This window comes from Acinetobacter sp. NS-4 (genome assembly GCF_037402435.1).
GTDB lineage: Bacteria > Pseudomonadota > Gammaproteobacteria > Pseudomonadales > Moraxellaceae > Acinetobacter.
In genome coordinates, this window is record NZ_JBBEUE010000017.1 from 36,154 (window position 1) to 61,926 (window position 25,773).

The window sequence follows — 25,773 nt, forward strand, 5'->3', positions numbered from 1 at the left end:
GGGTATGGTCACAGTACGTGAGCAACTTCCTGGACGTCTCAATGAGTTGTCGGAGGAAGCGACTGTAGAACATGCCGAACAAGCTCGACATGATTTGGCTGAATGGTTAAATCGGGTTCGTGGCATATTAGATGATACGGCGCTAAAACAACTCGAAGAAGTTGCCCATCTGACTTTATATAAAGAGCTACAAACGACAGTCGATCATCGCTCAAATACCTTTTATACCGGCATTGAAATGGCGGATATTTTGGCGCATCTGCATGTCGATGAAGCGACCTTGTCTGCTGCAATGCTGTATCGTAGCGTTCGTGAAGGCGTGATGACGCTGGAAGAAGTACAGCAACATTTTGGCGAGCAAGTCTATAGTCTGGTGCAAGGGACACTGGCGATGGGTAAGCTTTCCGAGCTGATTGAAAAGAACAAGCGTCTGGAAGATCATTTTAACAACAACCAGCGTGAACATTTAAGCGGCATTTACAAGATGCTGATTTCAGTGACTGAAGATGTTCGCGTAGTACTGATCAAGCTGGCAGAACGTACCTATGCCTTGCGTGAGCTGACCAAAGCTTCTCGAGAACGTCAGGAACGTGTGGCGCGTGAAATTCTGACCATTTACTCGCCTTTGGCGCACCGTCTGGGGATTGCCCAACTGAAATGGGAGCTTGAAGATTTAGCTTTCCGTTATCTGGCACCAGAACGCTATAAAGAAATTGCCTCTTTACTGAATGAAAAACGGCTTGAGCGTGAACAATATATCCAGTTTGTGATTGATAAACTGAAGAATGAGCTGGCTCAGTACAATATTGAAGCCGAGATTAGCGGGCGGGTGAAACACATTTATTCGATTTATCGAAAAATGAAAAGCAAGAACCTGAGCTTTGACCAGCTTTATGATATTCGTGCGGTTCGGGTATTGGTCAAAACCGTCCCCGAGTGCTATCACTCTTTAGGGATTGTGCATCAAATCTGGCGTCATATTCCGCATCAGTTTGATGATTACATTACTAATCCCAAAGCCAATGGCTACCGTTCATTACATACTGCGGTCATTGCCGAAAACAAGTCCCTTGAAGTGCAAATTCGTACCAAGGATATGCATGAAGAGGCAGAACTTGGAGTATGTTCGCACTTTAACTATAAAGAAGGCGCGAAAAATACCGATCATTCCTTCAATCATCGTTTGCATTCATTGCGTGCCGTACTTGAACATTATCAGGAACGTAACGATGCCAGTGCGCATAAATCAGATGATGAAACTGAAAATTTTGAACAGATTCAAGATTTCGAAGGCTTTGAAAAAATTTATGTGTTTAGCCGTGATGGGGATATTAAAGAATTACCGCGTGGCTCGACCGTTTTAGACTTTGCTTATCACGTCCATACTGAAGTGGGCAACAAGTGCTATGCGGCACGTGTGAATCAGCGCTATGTACCGTTGACCTATACTCTAAAAACTGGTGAACAGGTCGAAATTTTAACCAAGAAAGATCGCGAGCCGAATCGCGACTGGCTGGTAAATTCGCTCGGCTACATTAAGACCGCACGTGCTCGCGACAAACTGCGTCATTGGTTCAGACAGCAAGACCGCAGTAAGAACCTGGAAGTGGGTCGTGAAATTCTCAACAAAGAACTTTCACGTCTGGCGATTCATCCTAAAAGTATTGATTTGAATGATTATTGCAATCACTTTAACGTCAAATTGGGTGAAGATATCCTGATTGGACTGGTAAATGGCGATATTAGCCTGCATGCCATGATCAATCAGATCAATCGTCATATGCACATTGGTCAGGATGAACCGGAGTTGGTGCTTAAACCGACCTTGAATCCACGTGCCAGTCATACCTTGTCGGCACATGGTATTTTAATTGACGGTTTGGACAATGTGGAACTGCATATTGCACAGTGCTGTCAGCCGGTGCATGGTGAATCGATTGGCGGTTATATCACCCTGAACCGTGGTGTCAGTATCCATAAGGTGGCCTGTCCGGATTATGTACGCATGATTTCTCAGGAACCTGAACGTGCTGTCGAAGCCGACTGGGAAATGCAGCCGACCCGTGGTCAAAGTGTACAGATTGTGGTGGAAGCTTATGACCGCCGCGGTCTGCTCAAAGATTTGACTCAAGTGATTTTCTCGGATCAGATCAATATCCGTCAGGTAAATACCATTTCTGAAGCAGACGGTATTGCCAACATGAAACTGTTGATTGAGGTCAAAGGTCTGGCACAGCTTTCACGTCTGTTGGCACGTCTGGAGCAGCAGCCGGGTATCATTAGTGCTCGCCGATTGGTTCAGGGCAATTAATTAAATCCTTAAATTCAGAATTGAAAAAACCAGCATCGTGTTGCTGGTTTTTTTATGTATAAGCAGTTTTCAACTCAATTATCAATAAAATACGCAATTAAATCAAAACTATAAATTTAGATAATTAATCTTCTACAAGATACTTTTTGTGTAATTTTTATTACAAATGCTATAATCCCGCCAATAAAATGGCCTTGAGCCAAACGATTAAAGGGTGTGGAAATTACGGCAATGCTTCAAATCAATGTGTCACAACTGTGCATGAGTCGTGCCGATGGAACAGTTCCAGCCCTCGAACAAATTCCGGCCATGCAGCGCAGACGACTGTCGGGGATTGCCAAATTGGCATTAAGCAGTGCCATTCAATCGCTGAATTCCGAAGCGGTAGATTATATTGTCTGGGCATCGCAGTATGGTGATGAACATAAGACGCTAAAAATTCTGGCAGATGTACTGCAAGATCAAACGCCGTCACCGACCCAGTTTTCAACTTCCGTACATAATGCCATTGCCGGGCTGTATTCAATTTTATGTCAGGATGCAACCCCATCGACCAGTTTGGCTGCATCGTGGAGTGAAGCACTGGTTGAAGCCTATGCCTGGTTAAAGACTAGTGGTCAGCCCAATGCACGTGTATTGGTGGTGTATTACGATGAAGCTTTACCGGAAATTTATCAGGAAGCTCAGCCATTCAGCGGTTTTGCCATGTCGGCAATCATTAGTTTAGAGATGCCAAATCTGCAACTAGACATGCATGCGTTAAGCAATCATCGTCATAAATATATCGATGCTCAGAATTTTTATGATTTTTGGCAGCAATCTGAACAGGATTTAAAACATCCTCAAACTCAGGCATGGCAAAAATGTTAAAACGCAATCAGATTAAACAAAAAGCCAACTATCTGTGGCGTGTTGGCGCAACCGGTTTTAGTTTTGCCAGTTTTGGCATTGGCGGTGTGGCCATTGGTGCGCTGGTGGCTCCTTTGGTGAATTTATCTACCCAGAACCCAGGTTTAAGACAGCAGCGTACCCAGCAAGTCATTCAGCACAGTTTCAAGGGCTTTACCGAAATGATGGTAAAACTTGGAATTATGACCTATGACATTGAAGGATTGGAAAAATTGCAGCACAGTAAGCAAGAGCTGGTGATTGCCAACCATCCTACCCTAGTAGATGTAGTGGTACTGATTGGTTTGATGGAGCAGGCCAACTGTGTCGTGAAACAGGCACTGTGGTCGAATCCGTTTACCAAAGGTCCGGTGCAAAATGCCGGCTATATTTTAAATGCCGGTTCTGAACAGTTTATTCATGACTGTGTGGAAAAATTACAGCAGGATCAGTCAGCTTCGTTACTGATTTTTCCGGAAGGTACACGTACGGCAAAAGGGGGATTACTGAATGAGTTTCAGCGCGGGGCTGCGAATATTGCGATTCGTGCCAACGTGCCGATTCGTCCGGTACTGATTACTTGTACGCCTTCAACCTTAACCAAGAATGAAAAGTGGTATCACGTTCCTTCACGTCCATTTCATATTCACGTGAAAGTACTAGATGCCATTCAAGTCGATGATCTTTTGGAGAATACCACCGTAAATCCAAAAAATGTGCGTCAGCTCAATCATCAATTACACCAATTTTTTAACCAAGAGTTATCTAAAAAATGAGCAATCTTGCTGATGAATTAAAGCAAATGATTATTGATGTACTGGCCCTTGAGGACATCAGCATAGAAGATATTGAAACTGAAGCACCTTTATTTGGTGATGGCTTGGGTCTAGATTCTATTGATGCATTGGAACTCGGTTTGGCCTTGAAAAAACGTTACAACATTCATTTGAATGCTGAATCGGCAGAAACCAAACAGCATTTTAAATCAATTCAAAGCCTGGTGGCTTTGGTTGAAGCACAGCAACAGGCATAAGAGGTTGGGATGTTAACTCAGGAACAAGTACTGGAAAAACTTAGAGAATGGATGGAAGATCTGTTCGAAATTGCCCCTGAAGATGTTCAGCTGGATGCAAATTTAGCCACGGATCTGGATGTTGACAGTATTGATGCGATTGATCTTGTAGTCAAAATTAAAGAACTGACTGGTAAACAGGTCAATCCTGAAGACTTTAAAAGTGTACGCACAGTGCAGGATGTGGTGACTGTGATTCAGAACATGTCTGCTGCATGAAAATGATTTTTAAAGGGATAGTGGCAATCGGGTTGATGCTCTATCCCTTTTTAGTGGGCTATAGTTTGGCACATGGACAATATGTCTGGGTCAGCAGCCTGCTGATTGTTTTGGGTCTATTGCGTCTGTTCAGTAAGGGCAATGCCTTGCTGTGGCCTTTAACTGGCTTTGCCATTCTATGCGGCAGCTTGAGCCTGATTTTAAAAGATCATGCCTGGCTGAAACTGTATCCGGTGTTGATGAGTGTGGGTGCATGTATAATTTTTGCCTCCACTTTAATTCGACCACCGTCAATGATTGAGCGTTTTGCCCGTCTGGCAGAACCGGATTTACCCGAAGCCGGGGTGATCTGGACCCGTAAAGTGACCATTGTCTGGTGCGGTTTTTTTGTGCTAAATGCCCTGATTGCTTTGGCAACCGTACTCTTTGCCTCCATGCAGACTTGGGTCTTGTATAACGGCTTTATTTCCTATGTGTTGATGGGATTATTACTGCTAGGCGAATTTATCTTGCGTAAGCGACAGCAGCGCTTAAACCAAATTCAGGAATAAAAACAGAATATTATGTTGTGTCATTTTCAAAATCATCTTCATTCACTGAAACCGCTGTGTATTCAGCCCGATTTAAGCCAAGTCCATTTTCAGGATTTCTGGCAGGATGTGATACAACAAAGTCATGAAATTAAGGCACTTTCACAGGACAGTTGGGCACTTTGGGAGCCTGACAGTTATCAATTTTTAGTGCTGTTATTTGCGGCACTGTTGGCCAAAAAACAGGTATTACTACCTCCGCACCGGGTCAGTGACTTAGAAAAAGAACTGGCTGAACAGAACATTTATTTTTTGCAGCGCCAAGCCGTCCCCGCTCCACAAAATCCAAATATTGAATTAAATCTGGATGATGCCTTTCTGACTCAGGCACAGGTTTATTTTTATACTTCCGGTTCTACCGGGCAGCCGAAGAAAATCCCGCGCAGCTTGCGGCAGTTGCTGAATGAAGTGCAGGGGCTGGATGCCAGTTTTCAGTTGCCTGAGCAGGCGATTGCCATCGCGACAGTGAGTCATCAGCATATTTATGGTTTGCTGTTTAAGTTGCTATGGCCACTGGCAAGCGGGCGCTGTTTTTATCAGGCACAGCTGGCTTTCCCGGAAGATGTGGCCGATATTCAGAAAAAACTAGCTGCTTTCCAACTAGAGAATTATGTCATTTCCAGTCCGGCATTGTTAAAACGCTGGACTCAGGATGTGCTGTTGCAAGATTGCTTAACTGTATATTCATCCGGTGGAAAACTGGAATCCGGTGTACGGCCGTATCTGAACCGACCAATTACTGAAGTGTTTGGTAGTTCGGAAACCGGCGGGATTGCGCACCGACAGCAGGATGATGCCTTGTGGACACCGTTTGCCAATGTCGATATACAGGCTACTGAACAGCAGGAACTACAAGTTAAAACCAATCATGCTTTTAGTGCAGACTGGATTTTGACTGGCGATAAAGTTGAACTGGTTGAAGCAGATAATTTAAAAAGCCCATTCCGTTTGTTGGGACGTTTAGACCGTATTGTCAAACTGGAAGAAAAGCGCTTAAGTCTGGATGCAATTGAACAGAAAATTGTCGAGTTGGATGACATGCTGCAGTGTCATGTGCTGATTCTGGAACGTGAACATCGCCAGATTTTAGCCTGTGTTGCGGTATTGTCAGAGCAGGCCAGACAGCAATTGCAAAATGGCAGCAAAGCGCAGTATATCGCAGCCTTAAAAGCCCAGTTGAAAGCCAAACTGGAAAGCATTGCCATTCCAAGACAGTGGCGTTTTTTGACACAATTACCGCAAAATTCCCAATCTAAGCTGAATAAACAATACATGAAATCCTTATTTCAACCTATGTTATTGCCTATTGTATTGGAACAACAGAATGATGCGGATTCAGCGTCATATCGTTTGGAGTTTTCACCTGAACTGGAATGCTTTAAAGGGCATTTTCCGGACTATCCTATTTTCCCGGGGGTAGGTCAGATCGGGTTTATTCAGCATTTTGCCCGCCAGACCTGGGCCGACCTGGAATGGTGTAACGGTTTTGAGCAGTTGAAATTTCAGGATCTGATCAAGCCTTATATGGTGCTTCAATTGAAATTGACCAGAAAATTGCACAAAGTCAGTTTTGAACTCAGCCATGCAGATCAGACCTTGGCCTCTGGACGATTGTTGTTTAAAACACCGAGCGATCAGATTTAAAGGTAAATGTATATGCAGCAATGTTTTGTGATTCCAGTTTATAACCATCCTTATTATATTGAGGCGCTGGTTGAGCATTTGGATCATTTTCAGAAGCCGATCATTCTGGTCAATGATGGCAGTGATGCTGCATGCACTACGCTTTTACATCACATTGCTGAACAGCATTCAAGCGTGGAGCTGGTTGAACATGGCCATAACCAAGGTAAAGGACAGGCGGTGATCACCGGTTTGCGTCATGCGCATAAACTAGGTTTCAGTCATGCCTTACAGCTTGATTCTGACGGTCAACATGACTGGCAGGATGTGGCCAAATTCTTGGAAATATCTCAACAAAATCCAGAAGCCATGGTTATCGGCCAGCCAGTTTTTGATGAGTCTGTACCGAAAAAACGCCTTTATGGCCGTTATGCGACTCATATCTGGGTATGGATCAACAGCCTGTCTTTTGACATTAAGGACAGCATGTGCGGTTTCCGGGTTTATCCTTTAGCCGCTACCATTAAGGTGCTGGATTCTGCAAAATTTCAGCCGCGTATGGGCTTTGACAGTGAAATTCTGGTGCGTCTGAAATGGGCCAATCTGCCTTTTATCAATGTACCGACCAAAGTCATTTACCCTGAAGGCGGTATTTCTCATTACCATGTCTGGCGAGACAATCTGGGCATGAGTAAGGCTCATGCCAAATTGCTGGGCGGGATGCTGATTCGTTTGCCAAAATTGCTGGCACAGAAAGTAAAAGGTTGATTCTGTGGCCGAGCTAAATTCAAGCAAATGGAGTGACATTCAAGAACGTGGTGGCATGACCTCACTGAGTCTGGTACTGGCATTCTATCGTCTGGGTGGCCGATGGTTATGCCGGGCACTGATGTATTTTGTGATTCTGTGGTACTGGCTGTTTTCGACCGTCGCGCGTCAGTCTTCACTACAATATTTAACCCGATTGCATCATTTTGCCGGCAAAAATTCTCCATTTTCGCATCCACCGAGTCTGGCACATAGCTATCAGCATTTCATGCAGTTTGGTGAATGCATTCTGGATAAAATTGAAGGCTGGCTGGGTAAAATCCCGGAACAGCAACTGGTTTTGCATGGACATGAACATTTCCGCGCGCATTATCAAAAAGGTGCGGTGATTGTGGTGTCGCATTTCGGCAATATTGAATTGCTGCGTGCCATTAAGTCGGAACATCCACAGAAAATTAATGTCTTGGTCTATCAAAAACATGCCACCAAATTTAACCAGTTTTTGAAAAAATTGAACGACCATGCCGATGTCAATCTGGTTTCGGTGGATGAACTGGGTATTGAAACTGCCTTGGTATTGCAAGAAAAACTGGATCGCGGTGAATGGGTCATAGTTGCAGCAGACCGTGTGCCAGTGGAATCGGATCGGGTACAGCCGATTTCATTTTTATGCGAACAGGCCAACTGGCCACAAGGCGCGTGGATTCTAGCCAGTCTGCTTAAAGTTCCGGTGCTCGCCGTGTTTTGTTATCGCGTGGCCGACAGCTTTGAAGTGCATGTTCATCCGATTGCCGAGCAACTGAATTTCCCACGGAAAAACCGTCTGCAAGCCATGCAAACGACGACCCGTGAATATGTGACATTACTCGAGCAGCACTGCATTCGTGCGCCCTATCAATGGTTTAATTTTTATAATTTCTGGAACAAACAATAATGCAAGTGTTAGTTGTTGGGGAAAATCCACTTTCAATTGAAGATGTCGTCGCTGTAGCGCGTCAGGAAAAATCAGTGGCTTTACCGGCCAGTGCTGAATGGCGTGATTTGATTCAGCGCGGCGCCGATTTTCTGGATCAGTTGCTGCAAGATGAAGGCGTGATTTATGGCGTTACTACCGGTTATGGCGATTCCTGTCTGGTGGAAATTCCCGCGCATCAGGTCAATGAACTGCCTTTGCATTTATCGCGCTTTCATGGCTGTGGCCTCGGTCAGAATTTAGATTTAATCACCGCACGTGCGGTGGTGGTAACCCGGTTATGTTCACTGGCACGCGGTTATTCGGGTGTTTCGCATGCCTTGCTGCAACGTCTGGTGTGGATGCTGAATGAAAACGTGATTCCGGTAATTCCTTCTGAAGGTTCGGTTGGAGCCAGTGGGGATTTAACGCCATTATCTTATATTGCGGGTGCTTTGGTCGGTGAACGTGACGTTTACCATCAGGGACAGATTGTTCCGATCAGCCAAGTGTATGCAGAAAAAGATATGCAGCCTTTGGTAATGCGTCCTAAAGAGGGGCTGGCACTGATGAATGGTACAGCGGTGATGACGGCGATTGCCTGCCTGAACTATAAAAAAGCTGAACAGATCAGTTTGGCCAGCACCTGCATTACTGCGCTGAATGTATTGGCTCTAGAAGGTAATCCGAGTCATTTTGATGAAGTGCTGTTCGCACAAAAACCGCATCCGGGTCAGCAAAATATTGCTGCGCAATTGCGGAATTGGCTAAACAGTGAAGTGCAAACAGAACATCAGAGTTCACGCTTGCAAGACCGTTATTCGCTACGCTGTGCGCCGCATATTATTGGTGTGTTTGAAGATTCTAAACCCTGGTTACGCCAGTTTATTGAAAATGAACTGAACTCCAGCAATGACAATCCGCTGATTGATCCGGTGAATTTACGCGTGTTGCATGGCGGTCATTTCTATGGCGGTCATATTGCCCAAGCCATGGATAGCCTGAAAATCATGATTGCCAATATTGCCGATTTAATGGACCGCCAATTTGCGCAACTAGTCGATTATAAAATGAATAATGGTTTGCCACGCAATCTGACCGGGGCAACCGATGAGCGTTTGCCGCTAAATCATGGCTTTAAAGCGGTACAGATTGGCGTATCGGCATGGACCGCGGAAGCCTTGAAACAAACCCTTTCAGCATCCATTTTTTCGCGCTCGACCGAATGTCATAACCAGGACAAAGTCAGTATGGGCACCATTGCCGCGCGTGATGCCAGCCGCGTGATTGTGCTGACTGAACAGGTGATTGCAGCCTTGTGCTGTGCCAGCGTGCAAGCGGTGAACTTAAAAGGGTTAGATGGCAAGTTAGCTGAAGTCTTAACTGCTTTTAAAGTTTGGGTATTACAAACCTTTGATTACGTGGTAGAAGACCGTCCGTTGCAACAGGAGTTGCAGCAACTGGTGAATCGTCTGGAAAGTTTAGAATTATTGAATAGTGTACTTGTTCGCTAAAAATATCAGGAAATAAACTATGCATGCCGATGTGATGATTGAAGTGCCATTTCATGATGTAGATACCATGGACGTGGTTTGGCATGGGCATTATTTAAAGTATTTTGAAATTGCGCGCTGCAAGTTGCTGGATCAGTTTGATTATAACTATAAGCAGATGCGCGCTTCTGGCTATGCCTGGCCGGTGATTGAAAGTCATGTGCGTTATGCGCATGGCATCCTGTTTGAACAGAAAATTCGCGTGCGTGCCATCTTAAAAGAATGGGAAAACCGCCTGAAAATTGAGTATCAGATTTTTGATGCCCAAAGTGGTAAAAGGCTGACTAAAGGTTATACCACGCAAGTGGCGGTAGATATAGAAAGCCGTGAAATGTGTTTCCAGTCACCGCAAATTTTATTGCAGCGTTTACACGCATGGTCTGAGTTTAAACCGGAGTAAAGCAGATGACATCTCTCAATCTACAACGTGCAGTATGGCTGGTGTTGGCCGCGATATTGTCCCTGATTATTGTACTATCGCAGCCTGTACATGCGCAAAATCCGCAGCTCAAACAAATTTTTAGCCAGCTCTCCGAAACCCCAACCGTGCGTGCTAATTTTGAACAGCAAAAAAAACTGGCGAGCATGAATAAAACTTTTGTATCCAAAGGCACAGTGTTATTTTCCAAGTCACAAGGGGTGATCTGGAAAATCCAAAATCCGGTCAAAGCCGACCTGATTGTGACGCCGCGTAAACTGGTACAAAAAACCCAGCGTACCTATAGCCAGATTGAAATTGATAAATCACCATATGGTTCGGTCGCGACCATGTTCTTACAGCTGATGTCGGGGAATGAAGCGGCTTTGGCCAAAAACTTCAATATTGTTTCGGCCAGTTATAGCCCGGCACAATGGAGTGTGGCCTTAACTCCAAAAAGCAGTCTGTTTAAGAAATTATTTGTTCGGGTTGATGCGCAAGGGCAGCGTTATGTTGACCGTATCGTGATTCGCGAGAAAGCCAATAACAGCACCAGCATTCGCTTTAGCCAGCAAACCATCCAACCCCAAACCTTAACGGCTGAGGAAAATGCACTTTTCCAACTGGCAAAATAAATTTACCGCACTGTGGCTACTTGTACTCTGCGTGATTGCCATTGCGCTGGGTAGTGCATGGCTGAGAAAAGACATTCATATTCAAACCAATATCTTTGCTTTATTGCCGGAAGCCCACCATGACCCGCGGCTGGAACGGGCGCAGCAATATGTCAGTCAGCAGCTGAATGACAAAGTCTTTGTGGTGCTGAATGCCCAGGATGATGCCGCCCTGACCAAAGCTACAGCGACTTTTAAACAAAGCGTGGCGGCAACGGATTTATGGCAACCGTTACATGCACAGCTGGACAGTGAGAAGTTTGCCCAAGTGTTGTATCAGCATCGTACCGGTCTGCTGTCATCCACAGATCAAAAGCTGCTAGAGCAACAGGACTATACCGCGCTGAGCGAACAGGGCCTGTTGCAGATCATGAGTCCGGGTATGCCGGTCACAGCAGAGCTGTTACAACAAGACCCGCTCTTATTATTTCCACGTTATGCTGTCGGCTTATCCGCTTTACAGGCGAACCCGGATATTGCGCTGGAAGATGGCTTTGCCACCATTCGCGATGAGCAGGGCATTTCCCGTCTTATGGTGTTGCAGCTTAAAAATAGCCCTTACAATATTGATTATCAGGAAAAAACTGCCGCATGGATTGCGCAGTTAAATTTAAAATTGAAACAGATGCGAGTTGAGCCGCATTGGACCGGCACATTGCTGTTTGCCCAATTCGGTACCACCTCGGCGGAAAAAGAGATTTCCACCATTGGGGTTGGTTCTACAGTAGGGATTTTCCTGTTAGTACTGTTCGGTTTCCGCTCGGTTCGTCCGATGCTCACGGAAATGATAGCCGTAGGCACCGGCTGTCTGGTGGCGTTTGCCATCACCCATGCGGTGTTTGGGGAAATTCACCTGATGACCTTGGTGTTTGGTGCCAGTCTGGTCGGGGTCTGTGTCGATTTTTCCTTTTACTTTATGGCCATGCAGTCGCAGCATCGGCATATTGACGGTTTTGCCGTACTGAAACCGTTGTTGCCCAGTCTGTTTATGGGTCTAATGACCACCTTGGTGGCTTATATTTTCCTCAGCTTTACCCCATTTCCAGGCTTTAGGCAGATTGCTGTTTTCTCAATGGTGGGGCTGGCTGCGGCATGGATCACCAGCATTTTATTGTTGCCAAGACTGCCGGCGTTAAATGCTGAACCGGCGATTCGCCGCCTAAGTTTTATTGGCCAAGCCCGAACCTTTATTCAGGCCAGAAAGGGGTTGCGTTATGGCTTGATCGCTGTGATTACGGTCGTCACCGGCAGCAGCCTGATGTTGCTGCAAAGCAATGATGATATCCGTAACCTGCAAAGTATGGATCAAAAGCTGAAACAGGAAGACCAGTATGTGCGTGAACGCTTTATGCAGCAGCAAAGCAGCGAATACTTTGTGGTGCATGGCAACACGGCTCAGGAACTGGAACAAAACGAACAGCAACTGCTACAAAAACTGCAAGTGTTACAGGAACAAAACAAACTGGAAAATTTCCAGGCTCTAGGCCAATGGCTGCCATCCAAAGCACAGCAGCAACACAATATTGAGTTGTTGCAGGCCATTCCAGCCAGTGCCTTGCAGGACTATGCAGCAGCCTTGCAACTGAATCCGGCAGAAGTACTGGCCTGGCAAAAGCAGTTGGCCGAGCAGCCTTTACTCAGTTCTACTGAAATGAAGCAGCATCCTTTAGCCTTTTTACAAATGAGTCCAACCGAGCGTCTGGTGCTGTTGCAAAATGTCCATGATGTAACTGCCTTGCAGCAGCTGAATAGTCCGCAGACCCAATTATTGCGTCCGGTGAATCAGCTGTCTGAGCTGTTCCAGCAACACCGTATTCAGGCGCAGTGGTTACTGGTTTCTGCTTTAATCTGCTTGATGATTGGTCTGGGCATCATTTATGGCATCAAGTCAGTTTTGCCTTTGGTGCTACCGGTGAGTCTGGCGTTGATGACCACCTTTGCGATTCAGGCCTGGCTGGGTGTGGAAATCAATCTGTTCAGCATTATGGGCACCTTCCTGATTATCGGGATTGGTGTGGACTATGCCATTTTCTATAGACACGGACATGACCATCCTCAAGTGGTGGGCATGGCCTTATTCCTATGTATGATGTCGACCTTGCTCGGTTTCGGGTTATTATCCTTTAGCCATACCTATGCCATTCACTGCTTTGGTCTGACCGTGTTACTTGGGGTTATTTTTTCATTTATCTATGCAACATTGTTTACATCATCCGATGCCAAACATGTTGTACTTCAACAATATCAGCCAAAGAGCTGAGAAAATAAGGTACCGTGCAATGAGCACTATGCAACATACAGATGTATTAATTATTGGCGCAGGGCCATCGGGGAGTTCGGCAGCAGCATTACTGCGCCAAAAGGGCTATCAGGTCACGATCATCGAAAAACAACATTTTCCACGCTTTTCCATTGGGGAATCATTACTGCCACAATCGATGGTATTTCTGGAAGAAGCAGGCTTGCTGGAAACCGTGCGTGAGCATGTCGAACAGTTTGCTTTCCAGTTTAAAAATGGTGCAGCCTTCTTAAAGGGCAAGCAGCGCAGTTTTTATGATTTCCGCGAGAAATTTAGCGATGGCCCAGGCACCACCTGGCAAGTGCGCCGTGCCAATTTTGACCATTTGCTGGCACAACAGGCAGAAAAATACGGTGCAGACATCCGTTTCGGTCATGAAGTAGTCGATGTTGATGTTGCTCCGGAGCATCCAGTGTTAACCGTAAAAGATGAACAGCAAAATGTGTATCAGATTCAGGGTAAATTTTTACTCGATGCCAGTGGTTTTGGCCGAATCCTGCCAAAATTTTTGAACCTGGAAAGCCCGTCTGATTTCCCGGTACGCCGTGCCGTGTTTACTCATATTGAAGATGGCATTCTGGATGATCCCGATTTTGACCGCGAAAAAATTCTGATTACGGTGCATGCCAAAGATCCACGGGCCTGGTATTGGCTGATTCCATTTGCCGATGGCCGTTGCTCTTTCGGGGTGGTGGCAGAGCAGGATTTCTTTGAGCACTATGGCTTTGATGGCAGTGCCGATTACGATCTGGAAGCTTTATTCAAGCGTATTCTGGCAGATGAAGAAAGCCTGTCACATGTACTGCGCAATGCCAAATTTGACACGCCGGTACGTACACTGGTGGGCTATTCTGCCGATGTCAAACATCTGGCAGAACGCAACTATGCCTTGCTCGGTAATGCCGGTGAATTCCTCGATCCGGTATTCTCTTCAGGTGTAACGATTGCCTTAAAATCTTCAAGTCTGGCCATTCCTCTGGTCGATCAGCAGCTGCAAGGACAGCCGGTCGACTGGACAGAGCAATATGAAAAACCGTTACGTGCAGGCATTCAGGTGTTCCGCGCCTATGTGGAATCGTGGTATAGCGGTGAATTTCAGGATGTGGTGTTTTCGAAAAATCAGGATGACAAAATCCGCCGTATGGTGTCATCGCTATTGGCAGGATATGCTTGGGATACAACCAATCCAATTTATAAAAATGCCAAAAAGCGTTTAAGCACGCTGGCAGAATATTGCCGTGATCCGCAATTACAACACATCGAGATGAACGGTGCCTAGAATGAAACTGAAATGGATGGGGATTTTGCTTGGTACTGTCCTGCTATGCGGTGGCTGCCAGTCCATGTTGCCTAAAGCACCAGGTTTGGCAACGGCAGCCTGGGCTGCACAAAACTACCAGCGTCAGGATCAGTTAGAAATTCAGTGGAAAGAGCACAGTTTCAGCTTTTTGCTGTATCAGCAACAACAGGGTTCAAAGCTGGAAATGCTGGCTTTGACCCTGACCGGGCAGCAGTTATTCAAGCTCAGTTTTGATGGCCGCAAGGTTCATGTCGAACAGCGCATTGAGCAAATGAAACTGTTGCCATTTGAATTTGTAGTGCGCGATATTCTCTATGCCACCTATCCGAATTTTGCCCAGTTACAGCAGCAGAATATCAGAGTTGAAACTTCAGCTCAGACCCAGAAAGTGTTTATCAATCAGCAGCATGTGCTCAATATCCAGCAGCAGGATGATGCCATTGAGCTGAATAATGTACAGGTGCCGTATCAAATGGTCATCAGTCGCATCAATGATGGCTTGGAAAACTCAGATGTGGAAAGTACAAATCTGGAAAGCACTGAATAAGAAGGGATGATTATGGGCGATAAAATCACGACACAACATCCTGCAGTGGGCATTCAGTTTAGCGTCGGCTTATCTGCACTCGGAAATACGGCTGAACAGATCAAGCAGGCGCTGACTACACCGCAAAATACCTTGAGCTTAAGTAAAGGTTTTATTCCAGAAAAAAAGGTTTGGGTGGGGGCTTATCAACAGCCCTTAATCGATAATATCCCAGCGTTTTTGCAGGATGTGGATTCGCGTAATCTACGTTTTGCCTTAACGGCTTTAAGTTCTATTGAAACTGAAATTCGCGACTATACCGCGCAATTTGGCCGCAAACGTCTGGCGATTATTCTGGGTACTTCTACTTCAGGTATTGCTGACAATGAAAAACTGCTGAAACAGTATTTTAATAATCACACCGAGATTGCAATTGATCATTATAAGCAGGAAATGGGTAGTCTGGCCAAAGGCCTGCAAATGTATCTGGGCTGGGAAGGTCCGGCATATACCATTTCGACGGCCTGTTCTTCCAGTGCCAAAGCCATGGCAGCAGGACAGCGTTTGATTAATGCCGGTCTGGCGGATGCGGTACTGGTGGGTGGTGTCGATACCCTATGTAAACTGACATTGAATGGTTTTCATAGTCTGGAAAGTCTGTCTAATGATTTATGTCAGCCCTGTGGCGCACAGCGTGACGGGATTAATATTGGCGAAGCGGCCGGGCTGTTTTTATTGTCCAAAGAAACTGCGCCAGTGATGCTGATGTCAGCCGGCGAGTCGATGGATGCCTGGCATATTTCTGCGCCGCATCCGGAAGGAAAAGGCGCGGCCGAAGCCATGCAAAAAGCGCTGGATATGGCAGGTATTACAGCCAGCGAGATTGGCTATTTAAATATGCACGGAACGGCAACCCCGCAAAATGATGCCATGGAAATCAAAGCCGTGCAGACGGTATTTCAGTCACATGACGTTCCTATCAGCAGTACTAAGCATAAAACCGGACATTGTCTGGGTGCAGCAGGTGCCATTGAAGCGGTGATTTGTCAGCAGATGCTAGCCGATCAATCCTGGTTACCTTTGCATCATTTTGGAAGCATCGACCCGGAACTGGACGAAGCCAACTATGTGCTGAATGCGCAGTTGCAACAACCGATAGAATATGTCATGAGTAATTCTTTTGCCTTTGGCGGCAGCAATATCAGCCTAATTTTTGGAACAAAACTGAAATGATGGATGCAGTACAGTTTATCCCGCATGAACAGCCAATGGTGTTTGTCGATCATCTGATTGAAGCCAATGATGTGTTTGCCATTGCGGAATTGGTGATTCGGCCTGAACTGATGTTTTGTGAAGCTGAAGGTTTACCGACCTGGACCAGTATTGAGTTGATGGCGCAGACTATTAGCGTCTATGCGGGGCATAAAGGAAAAATGTCGGGCTTGCCACCGAAAATCGGGTTTTTATTGGGTACGCGTAAAATGCAGTTGCCCGTGCCTTATTTCGCTTTAGGGGAAACCCTACGGATTAAAGCCGAACAAGGCTATTTACATGAGGGGCTGGGGCAGTTTCACTGTGAAATTGAATACCGGGAACATCGCTTTAGTGCCATGTTGAGTGTATTTGAGCCGCCAGAAATGAAAGAAGAGATCAGGAAGTCAGTGTGAGTAGACGAATTTTAGTAACAGGCTCAAGCCGCGGAATTGGTAAAGCCATTGCCTTGCAACTGGCACAGGCAGGATTTGATGTCACCGTCCATGCACGCTCCAGACTACAAGAAGCCGAACAGGTCGTGCAGGAAATTCAGGCCTTGGGACAAGCCAGCCATGCACTCTTATTTGACGTAAATGAGCGCGAAAAAGTCATGCAATTGCTGGAGCAAGATGTTGCAGAACATGGCGCATTTTATGGTGTGGTATTGAATGCAGGCTTAACCCGTGATGCAGCATTTCCGGCTTTAACCGACAGTGACTGGGACGAAGTGGTTTCGACTTCTCTGGGCGGTTTTTATAATGTTTTAAAACCGCTGGTTATGCCAATGATTCGCCTGAAACAAGGCGGACGTATTGTGACCCTGTCTTCTGTGTCAGGTTTAATGGGCAATCGTGGACAAGTGAATTACAGTGCGGCAAAAGCCGGTTTAATTGGTGCGACTAAGGCTTTGGCACTGGAGCTGGCAAAACGCAAAATTACCGTTAACTGCGTGGCACCGGGTTTAATTGAAACTGAAATGGTCACTGAAGAAGTGAAAGAACATGCTTTAAAAATGATTCCACTGCAACGCATGGGACATGTTGATGAAGTGGCTAAGGTCGTAAAATTTTTATGCAGTGATGATGCCAGCTATATCACCCGACAGGTGATTTCAGTCAATGGGGGCTTGATTTGATGAAACGTGTTGTGGTCACGGGCATGGCTGGGATTACCTCTTTGGGTGAAACCGCGGAGCAGATTTTTAGTCAATTTGAACAGGGTAAAAGTGGCATTCGCTATATGCCCGACTGGGAAGTGTATACCGACTTGCGCAGCAAACTGGGCGGCCCAGTCGAATCCTATACCATCCCAAAGCATTTTAACCGTAAGGTGACCCGCGGCATGGGCCGAGTCGCCTTGATGTCAACCGTATGTGCGGAAAAGGCTCTAGAAGATGCAGCCCTATTGCATGATCCGATCTTAAGCAGTGGTCAAGCCGGTGTGGCATTTGGTTCATCTGCGGGCAGCGTCGATGCAATTGGCGAATTTGGCAGCATGTTGATTGATAACAACATGAACAAGCTCAATGCCACCACGTATATCCGCATGATGTCGCATACCAGTGCAGTCAACATGACCGTTTATTTTGGCTTAAAAGGCTTAACCTTGCCCACTTCAAGTGCCTGTACTTCTGGTTCTATGGCGATTGGCCAGGCCTATGAAGCGATTAAATACGGCAAGCAAACTGTAATGCTAGCCGGTGGGGCAGAGGAACTCAGCGCCGCAGGTTCTGCGGTGTTCGATGTACTGCTGGCCACCAGCAGCCAAAATGAATATCCGGAAAAAACACCGCGTCCATTCGATGCCAAGCGTGATGGTCTGGTGGTCGGTGAAGGGGCTGGCTGTTTAATTCTGGAAGAATATGAGCATGCCAAAGCACGTGGTGCTAAAATTTATGCAGAAATTATCGGTTATGGCAGCAATACCGACGGTCAGCATGTGACCCGTCCAGATTCCGAGATGATGGGACGTTGTATGGAGCTGGCCTTGGCAGATGCGCAAATTCCGGCAGATCAGATTGACTATGTCAATGCACACGGTACATCCACCGATCAGGGCGATATTGCAGAAACCCAAGCCACTGCTCGCGTACTTGGCAAGAAACCGATCAGCTCACTGAAAAGCTATTTTGGGCATACTTTGGGGGCTTGCGGGGCAATTGAGGCTTGGCTCAGTATTGAGATGATGTCACGAAATACCTTTATCCCGACTTTAAATCTGGATGAAATTGATGCAGCCTGCGGCGATCTGGATTACATCGTCAAACAGTCAAGAAATATACATGCCGACATTATTATGAGTAATAATTTTGCTTTTGGAGGAATTAATACCTCCCTGATTTTTAAACGTGTCTAACAACAACTAGAGGGTACATCATGTTCATCAAAAAATTAGCACTTACAGCTGCATTGTGTTTGGGTGGGGTGGTTTCAGCTCAGGCTGCAGACCAAATGCATGACTTTAACTTTCAGGAAGCAGTCAGTCGTGCCGTTGCTGACGGTACACTAGACGGTTCGGTTAAGTTTTACCTGGCGGGTACGCGCGCTGGTGGCAAAGTCATTCAGAAAGGCTTGGTGACCAACAAGAAAACCAATGGCTTTGCCAAATCTGCTGAAACATCATGTGATCATGTTTTGCGTTCAGCCTTAATCCAGTTCCAGAACACCGCAAAGGCAAAGGGTGCCAATGCTGTGATCAATATCGTGAGTTTCTATAAATCTAACGAAACCAAGAGCAGCACGACTTATCAATGTGCCAAAGGCATGGCGGTTGCAGGAGTGGCATTAAAAGGGGATATTGCCAAGCTATAAGCTTGAGCATTTGAATCTATAAAATCTCAGGTTTAGGTACAGCGTTTTGTATTTTTGACCGACATAAAAAAGCCCATCAGATGATGGGCTTTTTTATGTCTATTCAAAGAAGGTTAGAGAGAAACTACTTAGATCGCTTGGATCATTTAGGAATTTCTTCTTCTTCAAATTCAGGTTTAACCTGAACGATAAAGTCCTGACGGTTCAGGCCACGCCATAAGGCAAATGCAGTACCGATATAAATTGAAGAATAAGTACCGACAAATACCCCAATAAACATGGCGACAGAGAACCAGTGCAAACCTTCACCACCCAGGAACATCATTGCCACAACAACCAGCAATAAAGTCATTGAGGTATGAATGGTACGACGTAAAGTTTCAGTCAAAGAAATATTGACCACTTCAAGAGGCGTAGCACCGCGAATCTTACGGAAATTTTCACGGATACGGTCAGAGACCACGATGTTGTCGTTTAGCGAGAAGCCTAACAGTGCAAGAATGGCTGCCAATACGGTTAAGTCAAATGGCCATTGCATCATGGCAAAAACACCAATGGTTACAATGACGTCGTGGAATAACGAAAGCACCGCACCTAAAGCCAGCTTAAACTCGAAACGGATGGTCACGTAAACCAGCATTAACAGTAATGCCAGTGCTACGGCACCTGCCGAACGAATATAAAGCTCATTACCGACTTGTCCACCGACAGAGTCGACTTTATGGACTTCAGCCGGATTGTTGGGTAATTGAGCCGCTTTGGTGATGGCGTTATTCAGATCTTCTACTTCAATGTCCTGAACAGGCATACGAACCAAAAGGTCTTTGTTACTGCCGAGGGTTTGTACCACCGCATCTTTAAAACCGGCCTGGTTCAAAGCCTGAATAACTTCGACCTGATTGGCCGGTTGTTTATAGTTCAGCTCGGCAGATACACCGCCAGTAAAGTCCAAACCGAGGTTTAGACCTTTGGTGGCAATAAAGAAAATACTGGCCAAAGTTAAAAGAATAGAGATGATTGCTGCCGGTTTGGCAATCTTCATAAAGTCAATGATGCGCTCATCATCCGGGCGACCGTATTTCTTTTTCGGTTGAGTCATATCAGTCATCTTCGATCTCCTAAATGCTCAACTTTTTCAAGTTACGTTTTTTGCCATAAATAAGCTGTACGATGGCACGTGTTACAGTAATGGCTGTAAACATCGAGCAGACAATACCGATCATTAATGTCACCGCGAAGCCCTTAATCGGACCTGTACCGATGGCAAACAGAATGAATGCAACCAGGAAGGTGGTCAGGTTCGAGTCAAAAATGGTGTTATAGGCCCGATCATAACCGGCGACAATCGCCTGTTTGGGCGAGGCCCCCCATTTCATTTCTTCCCGTATTCGCTCACAGATCAGTACGTTGGCATCGACCGCCATACCAATGGTAATTACGATACCGGCAATACCCGGAAGGGTGAGGGAAGCACCAATCCATGACATGACGGTCAGGATCATAGCCAGGTTAAACACCAGTGCAAAGTTGGCAATCACACCGAACAAACGGAAGAACACCACCATCCAGATTGCGACCAGAAGGAAGCCGATTTGAGTCGATAACACACCTTTGTCAATGTTTTCCTGACCCAGGCTCGGACCCACCACACGTTCTTCGACGAAGTACATCGGCGCAGCAAGTGCACCAGCACGAAGCATCAAGGCAAGTTCAGCTGCTTCCTGTGGTGAATCCAGACCGGTAATACGGAACTGGGAACCTAATACTGCCTGAATAGTAGCAGCATTAATGATCACAGATTCTGCATAAGGGGTACGAACTTCAGTTTGCGCACCAGTCACAGGATCTGGAACATAACTGATCTTCTGCTTGTTCTCGATGAACAATACCGCCATGCGTTTACCAACTGCATTACGGGTTGCGTCGGCCATCAGCTTACCGCCAGCGCTATCCAGAGTAATATTTACTTCAGCACCACCGGTATCCTGGCTAAAGCCACTCGATGCATTTTGTACACGTTCACCGGTCAGAATACGGTTACGGTTGAGCAGTAATTGACGACCGCTATCCAGCGATTCATAAGCAAAAGCTTCTGTACCTGGTGGGAGTGTGCCTTTTACCTGACCTGTATATGGATCGATATACTGGTCATTCAAATCGGAAACGATACGGAATTCCAGGTTGGCTGTACGACCCAAGACACGTTTCGCTTCAGCAGTGTCTTGCACCCCTGGCAGTTCAACCACAATACGGTTGCTACCTTGGGTTTGAACCAATGCTTCCGCTACGCCTAACTCGTTAATACGGTTACGTAAGGTGGTTAAGTTCTGATTGACGGCATAAGACTGAATTTCCTGCTTGCGTACATCGGTATAGTTCAAGCGTAAAGTTGAACCCGAAGCAGAAGCAAGCGCTTGCTGGTTGAATTCATTACCATTACGGCGCAAGAAGTCCATCACCGCTTCACGGTCGCTGTTATTGGCAAACTGTACGGTAATGGTATTGTTATTCAAAGCCAGGCTGTTGAATTTTAACTTGTTGTCACGGAATTGACGGCGTAAATCGGTCGCTGAGGTTTCCATGCGCTGGCTGATGGCCTTGTCCATATCCACTTCCAGCAAGAAGTGCACACCACCACGTAAATCCAGACCCAATTTCATTGGTTTGGCACCAATTTTTTGTAGCCATTCCGGAGTGGTTGGAGCAAGGTTCAATGCAACAACATAATTATCACCAAGCCCACGACGTAACACTTCTTTAGCTTTTAACTGTGCTTCAGAAGAGTCGAGACGTAAAAGGGCAGCATTATTGCTAAAGCTGTTGTCATGGCTGGTAATTTTTTCACTTTCTAATAATTGCTCTGCTTTTTGTACGATGCTTTGGTCAATCTGGGTACCAGCTTTGGCACCAGAAATTTGAACAGCAGGTTCATCGGGATACAAACTAGGCAGGGCATATAATGTACTGATCAGCAAAACCACGATGATCAGCAGATATTTCCATGCTGGGTAACGCATCTATTTTCTTCTTAAAATGAAAAAGTCGTGCAAGGGCACGACTATTTTTGATTAGAGATTATTTAATGTGCCTTCAGGCAGAATTGAAATCACACTTGCGCGCTGAATTTTTACTTCTACGCCACGGCTTAATTCAACCACTGCAAAATCACCTTCAATTTTAGTGATTTTTCCCATCAGACCACCCGCAAAAACCACTTCGCTCCCTACACCCAGGCTTTCAACCAAAGTGCGGTGTTCCTTGGCACGTTTCGCTTGAGGGCGCCAGATCAGGAAATAGAAGATTGCGACAAATACCGCAATCATCAAAAGGTTGGTCACCAAACTTGGTTGTTGTGCAGCTTCACCTGCTGCGTGAGCAGTAGAAATAAAAAGGCTCATTTCAATTTCCTAAACTAAAAAATGTATTATCAACTACATGATAAATAAACTGACTTGTTCTGCAATTTACCTTGTCTTTTTCTTCAGCGCAAATGCTGAGAGATTAATCTTCAGGACAAGGCGGGACTTCTAGACCACGACGCGCATAAAAATCCTGAACATATTCATCAAAAGTACCATTATCTAACGCATCACGGATGTCTTGTGTAAATCTTTGGTAATAACGCAAGTTATGAATGGTACCCAGCATGGAACCTAGCATTTCACCGCATTTTTCCAGATGGAACAGGTAGGCACGGGTGAAATTTTGACAGGTATAACAGTCGCATTGTGGATCAAGCGGACTTTGGTCATGACGATATTTGGCATTACGGATACGCACCAGACCGTCTGTCACAAAATAATGACCGTTACGTGCATTACGGGTCGGCATCACGCAGTCAAACATATCCACACCACGGCGAATGCCTTCCACGATGTCTTCTGGCTTGCCTACGCCCATCAGGTAGCGTGGTTTGTCTTCCGGCATTTTTGGTGGCAGATGATCCAGGATCTTGATCATTTCTTCTTTCGGTTCACCGACAGAAAGACCGCCAATGGCAAAACCATCAAAATCAATTTCTTTTAAGCCCTTCAATGATTCATCACGAAGATCTTCATACATACCACCCTGAATAATACCGAACAGGGCATTTTTATTTTTTAACACATCATGATGATGGGTTTTACAACGTTTGGCCCAGCGCAGTGATAGCTGCAAAGATTTTTGCGCTTCTTCACGAGTGGCAGGGTAAGGCGTACATTCATCAAAAATCATCACGATGTCTGAATTCAAGGTATGTTGAATATCCATTGAAATTTCAGGTGATAAAAAGACTTTTGAACCATCAATTGGCGAACGGAAGGTCACACCTTCTTCTTTAATTTTACGCATCGCGCCGAGGCTGAAAACCTGGAAGCCGCCTGAATCGGTTAAAATTGGTTTATTCCATTTCATGAACTCGTGCAAGCCGCCATGTTCACGAATCACGTCCAGACCTGGACGTAAATAAAGATGGAATGTGTTACCCAAAATAATCTGAGCTTTAATATCTTCTACATCACGTGGGAGCATGCCCTTGACTGTACCGTAGGTACCGACCGGCATAAACACAGGCGTTTCCACCACGCCGTGTTCAAGCGTTAAACGACCACGACGGGCACGACCCGACTGACCTAATTTCTCAAACTTCATAAAATATCCTGAACAAGCGCAAAGCACTGCGTGCAGTGCAAGAGCGAAAAAACAGTTCGCCGCTAAAAGTTCGCTATTTTCCTTGATTACGCACATAAACGCCAGTGTTGTCGAATTTTAACTCGATTCTTTTTGCTGAAGAAAATAAGGTAAAAGTGAGGCTGTGCTTGACCTGCTGAGAGGCATACAGAAAAGATGGTTTTCTGCATGCTGAGGTTTTTATTTATTATAATATTAACGACTTAAAAATTCGGTCGATAGTCAAAATTTTGTGTAGCTGCCAGATCGCGGAAGGGGCGAATGGCTTTTTTACCCAGTGACAGGGTATTGACGATGTTATTGGGAAAAATCTGAATATTGTTATTAAACAGTTCAACATTGCGGTTAAAGATGGTAATGGCAGCACCGACATTTTCATTCTGCTCTTCAATTTCATTCATCATTTTTAGATAAATTTCATCGGCTTTCAGTTCAGGATAATTCTCCACCACGACATTTAAGCTGTGCATCACTTCCTTGTTCAGGCTTTCAATGCGCTGTAGCTGGGCAACATCGGCATTGTTTAGGTTGAGATTCAAAATATTCTGGCGCAGTTCGGTCACTTTTTCTAAAGTGCCTTTTTCAAAGTTTGAATATTGTTCTACTAAGGGTTGCAAGCCATCCAGAATTTTAATTTTCTGGCGCTCATAGGTTGCGACATCTGACCAGGCTCGAATAGAAGCATTGTGATGACGCACAATATTATTGCGAATCATGATACAGGCCACGACCACGGCAATAATCAAAAGAAAAAAAATCAACAGCCCCATGTATTAGTCCCCTAAAAATCAAAGATTTTTATTTTAAAAAGTGTGTTAAATCACGCTGTAAGCTTTCTAGATAAGGTAATTTAAAAGTACGCAAGTGTCCACGTAATGCGGAAATATCTTGAATTTTTTTTGCCCGGCTTGAGATGCTAAATAAGTCGGCAGGCCCGAGAAAGCATAAGATCTGACTGTCTGGGTGGAAAATTAAATCGCCCTGACGCTGGGTAAAAAATTCATCCAGCTTCAGCACAAATGCGGGCGTGAGCTGTTTTGCCATTTGCATTTCATCGCTGCCAAAAATATTGAGTTTCTGATTGATTTGAATATCGCTGGTATGCCAGGGAAAATCATAAGGATAATAAAACTCTTTATTGGCCGTGGTGACAGCCAGTCCCTGTGTTTCGACATCAAAAACAAATACACCCCATAAATCTTTATGTACTTCTTTCACTTGTACTTCATTACCGTCTTTATTGCGAACCCGAATTTCATTGACATAATGATATTGAAAGACCATTACCTGATGCTGTTTACCTTCCTCATCGGTCCATTGGGTGCTGGCGTAATAGGGAAAGTCATTGGCAATACTGCCCTGATTAAAAACCGGAAACAGGCGCTTTAAATGGGCAATAAACAAAACCGGTTGCAGCGGAATGCCAATATGTTGCGGCTGTTGCTGGAAAGCAAGATGATATTTTTTAGCAATGCTTTGCTGTTCCAGATATTCGATCACTTCATCAATGGGCTTACTTTCTTCGTAACTGATATAAGCCCAGAAAATCATAAAAAAGCCACTGATCAGACTGAGCTGAATCCAGATATTGCCGGGTTTAATAAAAATCAGCAGAATAAAAAAAAGTCCCACGGCTGCCAAAAGCAGCGGTAGAACATTTTCAAACTTGAGTACGATTGGGGCATTCCATGGATGCAGGGCATCCAGAATATCCTGATGCGTTTGCGCCTTGCGTGCGATATCCCAAAGCCGCGCAACATTATTAAAAACCCGTTCATTTTTTTTACGTCGAATATGAATCGAATGTCTAACAGTATCGAGCGGCATGGTCTGCTTCTTTTAATG

At 45.4% G+C, this 25,773-nt stretch carries 25 protein-coding genes and 1 pseudogene; 20 read left to right on the forward strand and 6 right to left on the reverse strand.

Annotated features, from left to right (window positions below):
* The first annotated feature begins 4 nt into the window (after nucleotides 1-4).
* The 20 genes and pseudogenes from WAE57_RS12710 to WAE57_RS12805 all read left to right on the forward strand — a co-directional run bounded on the left by WAE57_RS12710 (nucleotide 5) and on the right by WAE57_RS12805 (nucleotide 19,257).
* Nucleotides 5-2,311: a bifunctional (p)ppGpp synthetase/guanosine-3',5'-bis(diphosphate) 3'-pyrophosphohydrolase gene (locus WAE57_RS12710; RefSeq protein WP_337710875.1), complete on the forward strand. Its 2,307-nt coding sequence runs from the start codon at nucleotides 5-7 to the stop codon at nucleotides 2,309-2,311.
* A 231-nt stretch (nucleotides 2,312-2,542) separates the two neighbouring features.
* Nucleotides 2,543-3,181: a beta-ketoacyl synthase chain length factor gene (locus WAE57_RS12715; RefSeq protein ID WP_337710876.1), complete on the forward strand. Its 639-nt coding sequence runs from the start codon at nucleotides 2,543-2,545 to the stop codon at nucleotides 3,179-3,181.
* Nucleotides 3,175-3,988 (forward strand): annotated as a pseudogene (locus WAE57_RS12720) (lysophospholipid acyltransferase family protein). Before WAE57_RS12715 ends, WAE57_RS12720 begins: the two are co-directional and overlap by 7 nt.
* Nucleotides 3,972-4,232 carry a phosphopantetheine-binding protein gene (locus tag WAE57_RS12725; RefSeq protein ID WP_086199792.1) on the forward strand — a complete coding sequence of 87 codons (261 nt, stop codon included), beginning with the start codon at nucleotides 3,972-3,974 and terminating at the stop codon, nucleotides 4,230-4,232. The pseudogene WAE57_RS12720 and the gene WAE57_RS12725 overlap by 17 nt, the downstream one beginning before the upstream one ends.
* 9 nt (nucleotides 4,233-4,241) lie before the next feature.
* A complete protein-coding gene (locus tag WAE57_RS12730) occupies nucleotides 4,242-4,490 on the forward strand; it encodes an acyl carrier protein (RefSeq protein WP_237787717.1) in 249 nt (82 codons plus the stop codon).
* Complete coding sequence (locus WAE57_RS12735) at nucleotides 4,487-5,041, forward strand: septation protein IspZ (protein ID WP_337710877.1); 555 nt, start codon at nucleotides 4,487-4,489, stop codon at nucleotides 5,039-5,041. Before WAE57_RS12730 ends, WAE57_RS12735 begins: the two co-directional genes overlap by 4 nt.
* A 12-nt stretch (nucleotides 5,042-5,053) precedes the next feature.
* The gene (locus WAE57_RS12740) at nucleotides 5,054-6,724 is read left to right on the forward strand and encodes an AMP-binding protein (protein WP_337710878.1); all 1,671 of its coding nucleotides are present in this window, start codon (nucleotides 5,054-5,056) and stop codon (nucleotides 6,722-6,724) included.
* A 12-nt stretch (nucleotides 6,725-6,736) separates the two neighbouring features.
* A complete protein-coding gene (locus WAE57_RS12745; RefSeq protein ID WP_337710879.1) occupies nucleotides 6,737-7,471 on the forward strand; it encodes a glycosyltransferase family 2 protein in 735 nt (244 codons plus the stop codon).
* Between the two features lie 4 nt (nucleotides 7,472-7,475).
* Complete coding sequence (locus WAE57_RS12750) at nucleotides 7,476-8,405, forward strand: acyltransferase (protein ID WP_337710880.1); 930 nt, start codon at nucleotides 7,476-7,478, stop codon at nucleotides 8,403-8,405.
* On the forward strand, nucleotides 8,405-9,937 hold the full coding sequence (locus tag WAE57_RS12755; RefSeq protein ID WP_337710881.1) for an aromatic amino acid ammonia-lyase: 1,533 nt from the start codon (nucleotides 8,405-8,407) through the stop codon (nucleotides 9,935-9,937). The genes WAE57_RS12750 and WAE57_RS12755 overlap by 1 nt, the downstream gene beginning before the upstream one ends.
* 19 nt (nucleotides 9,938-9,956) lie before the next feature.
* Entirely contained in the window at nucleotides 9,957-10,376 is a 420-nt protein-coding gene (locus WAE57_RS12760) for a thioesterase family protein (RefSeq protein ID WP_237787711.1), read from the forward strand.
* Between the two features lie 5 nt (nucleotides 10,377-10,381).
* Nucleotides 10,382-11,029: an outer membrane lipoprotein carrier protein LolA gene (locus tag WAE57_RS12765; RefSeq protein WP_337710882.1), complete on the forward strand. Its 648-nt coding sequence runs from the start codon at nucleotides 10,382-10,384 to the stop codon at nucleotides 11,027-11,029.
* Entirely contained in the window at nucleotides 11,004-13,328 is a 2,325-nt protein-coding gene (locus tag WAE57_RS12770; RefSeq protein ID WP_337710883.1) for a hypothetical protein, read from the forward strand. The genes WAE57_RS12765 and WAE57_RS12770 overlap by 26 nt, the downstream gene beginning before the upstream one ends.
* A gap of 19 nt (nucleotides 13,329-13,347) precedes the next feature.
* Entirely contained in the window at nucleotides 13,348-14,646 is a 1,299-nt protein-coding gene (locus WAE57_RS12775; protein WP_337710884.1) for an NAD(P)/FAD-dependent oxidoreductase, read from the forward strand.
* 1 nt (nucleotide 14,647) lies between these two features.
* Nucleotides 14,648-15,214, forward strand: coding sequence for a DUF3261 domain-containing protein (locus WAE57_RS12780; protein WP_337710885.1), 567 nt, complete (start codon nucleotides 14,648-14,650; stop codon nucleotides 15,212-15,214).
* A 12-nt stretch (nucleotides 15,215-15,226) separates the two neighbouring features.
* A complete protein-coding gene (locus WAE57_RS12785) occupies nucleotides 15,227-16,426 on the forward strand; it encodes a beta-ketoacyl-[acyl-carrier-protein] synthase family protein (protein WP_337710886.1) in 1,200 nt (399 codons plus the stop codon).
* A complete protein-coding gene (locus WAE57_RS12790) occupies nucleotides 16,423-16,860 on the forward strand; it encodes a 3-hydroxylacyl-ACP dehydratase (RefSeq protein WP_086199782.1) in 438 nt (145 codons plus the stop codon). Before WAE57_RS12785 ends, WAE57_RS12790 begins: the two co-directional genes overlap by 4 nt.
* The gene (locus tag WAE57_RS12795; protein WP_086199781.1) at nucleotides 16,857-17,582 is read left to right on the forward strand and encodes a 3-ketoacyl-ACP reductase FabG2; all 726 of its coding nucleotides are present in this window, start codon (nucleotides 16,857-16,859) and stop codon (nucleotides 17,580-17,582) included. Before WAE57_RS12790 ends, WAE57_RS12795 begins: the two co-directional genes overlap by 4 nt.
* On the forward strand, nucleotides 17,582-18,802 hold the full coding sequence (locus tag WAE57_RS12800; protein ID WP_337710899.1) for a beta-ketoacyl-ACP synthase: 1,221 nt from the start codon (nucleotides 17,582-17,584) through the stop codon (nucleotides 18,800-18,802). Before WAE57_RS12795 ends, WAE57_RS12800 begins: the two co-directional genes overlap by 1 nt.
* 20 nt (nucleotides 18,803-18,822) lie before the next feature.
* The gene (locus tag WAE57_RS12805; protein WP_337710887.1) at nucleotides 18,823-19,257 is read left to right on the forward strand and encodes an excinuclease; all 435 of its coding nucleotides are present in this window, start codon (nucleotides 18,823-18,825) and stop codon (nucleotides 19,255-19,257) included.
* Between the two features lie 142 nt (nucleotides 19,258-19,399).
* Here the strand turns inward: WAE57_RS12805 and secF are convergent, their stop codons facing one another.
* From secF to WAE57_RS12835, 6 genes are all read right to left on the reverse strand, one after another.
* Nucleotides 19,400-20,365 carry a protein translocase subunit SecF gene (gene secF, locus WAE57_RS12810; protein WP_337710888.1) on the reverse strand — a complete coding sequence of 322 codons (966 nt, stop codon included), beginning with the start codon at nucleotides 20,363-20,365 and terminating at the stop codon, nucleotides 19,400-19,402.
* Nucleotides 20,366-20,375: 10 nt separating this feature from the next.
* Nucleotides 20,376-22,274: a protein translocase subunit SecD gene (secD, locus tag WAE57_RS12815; RefSeq protein WP_337710889.1), complete on the reverse strand. Its 1,899-nt coding sequence runs from the start codon at nucleotides 22,272-22,274 to the stop codon at nucleotides 20,376-20,378.
* A gap of 51 nt (nucleotides 22,275-22,325) precedes the next feature.
* Complete coding sequence (gene yajC / locus WAE57_RS12820; protein WP_086174397.1) at nucleotides 22,326-22,655, reverse strand: preprotein translocase subunit YajC; 330 nt, start codon at nucleotides 22,653-22,655, stop codon at nucleotides 22,326-22,328.
* A 103-nt stretch (nucleotides 22,656-22,758) separates the two neighbouring features.
* Nucleotides 22,759-23,889, reverse strand: a complete 1,131-nt coding sequence (gene tgt, locus WAE57_RS12825) for a tRNA guanosine(34) transglycosylase Tgt (protein WP_237787699.1) — start codon at nucleotides 23,887-23,889, stop codon at nucleotides 22,759-22,761.
* Nucleotides 23,890-24,131: 242 nt separating this feature from the next.
* On the reverse strand, nucleotides 24,132-24,698 hold the full coding sequence (locus WAE57_RS12830; RefSeq protein WP_086175490.1) for a LemA family protein: 567 nt from the start codon (nucleotides 24,696-24,698) through the stop codon (nucleotides 24,132-24,134).
* Between the two features lie 28 nt (nucleotides 24,699-24,726).
* Nucleotides 24,727-25,755 carry a hypothetical protein gene (locus WAE57_RS12835; RefSeq protein WP_337710890.1) on the reverse strand — a complete coding sequence of 343 codons (1,029 nt, stop codon included), beginning with the start codon at nucleotides 25,753-25,755 and terminating at the stop codon, nucleotides 24,727-24,729.
* Nucleotides 25,756-25,773 lie beyond the last annotated feature (18 nt).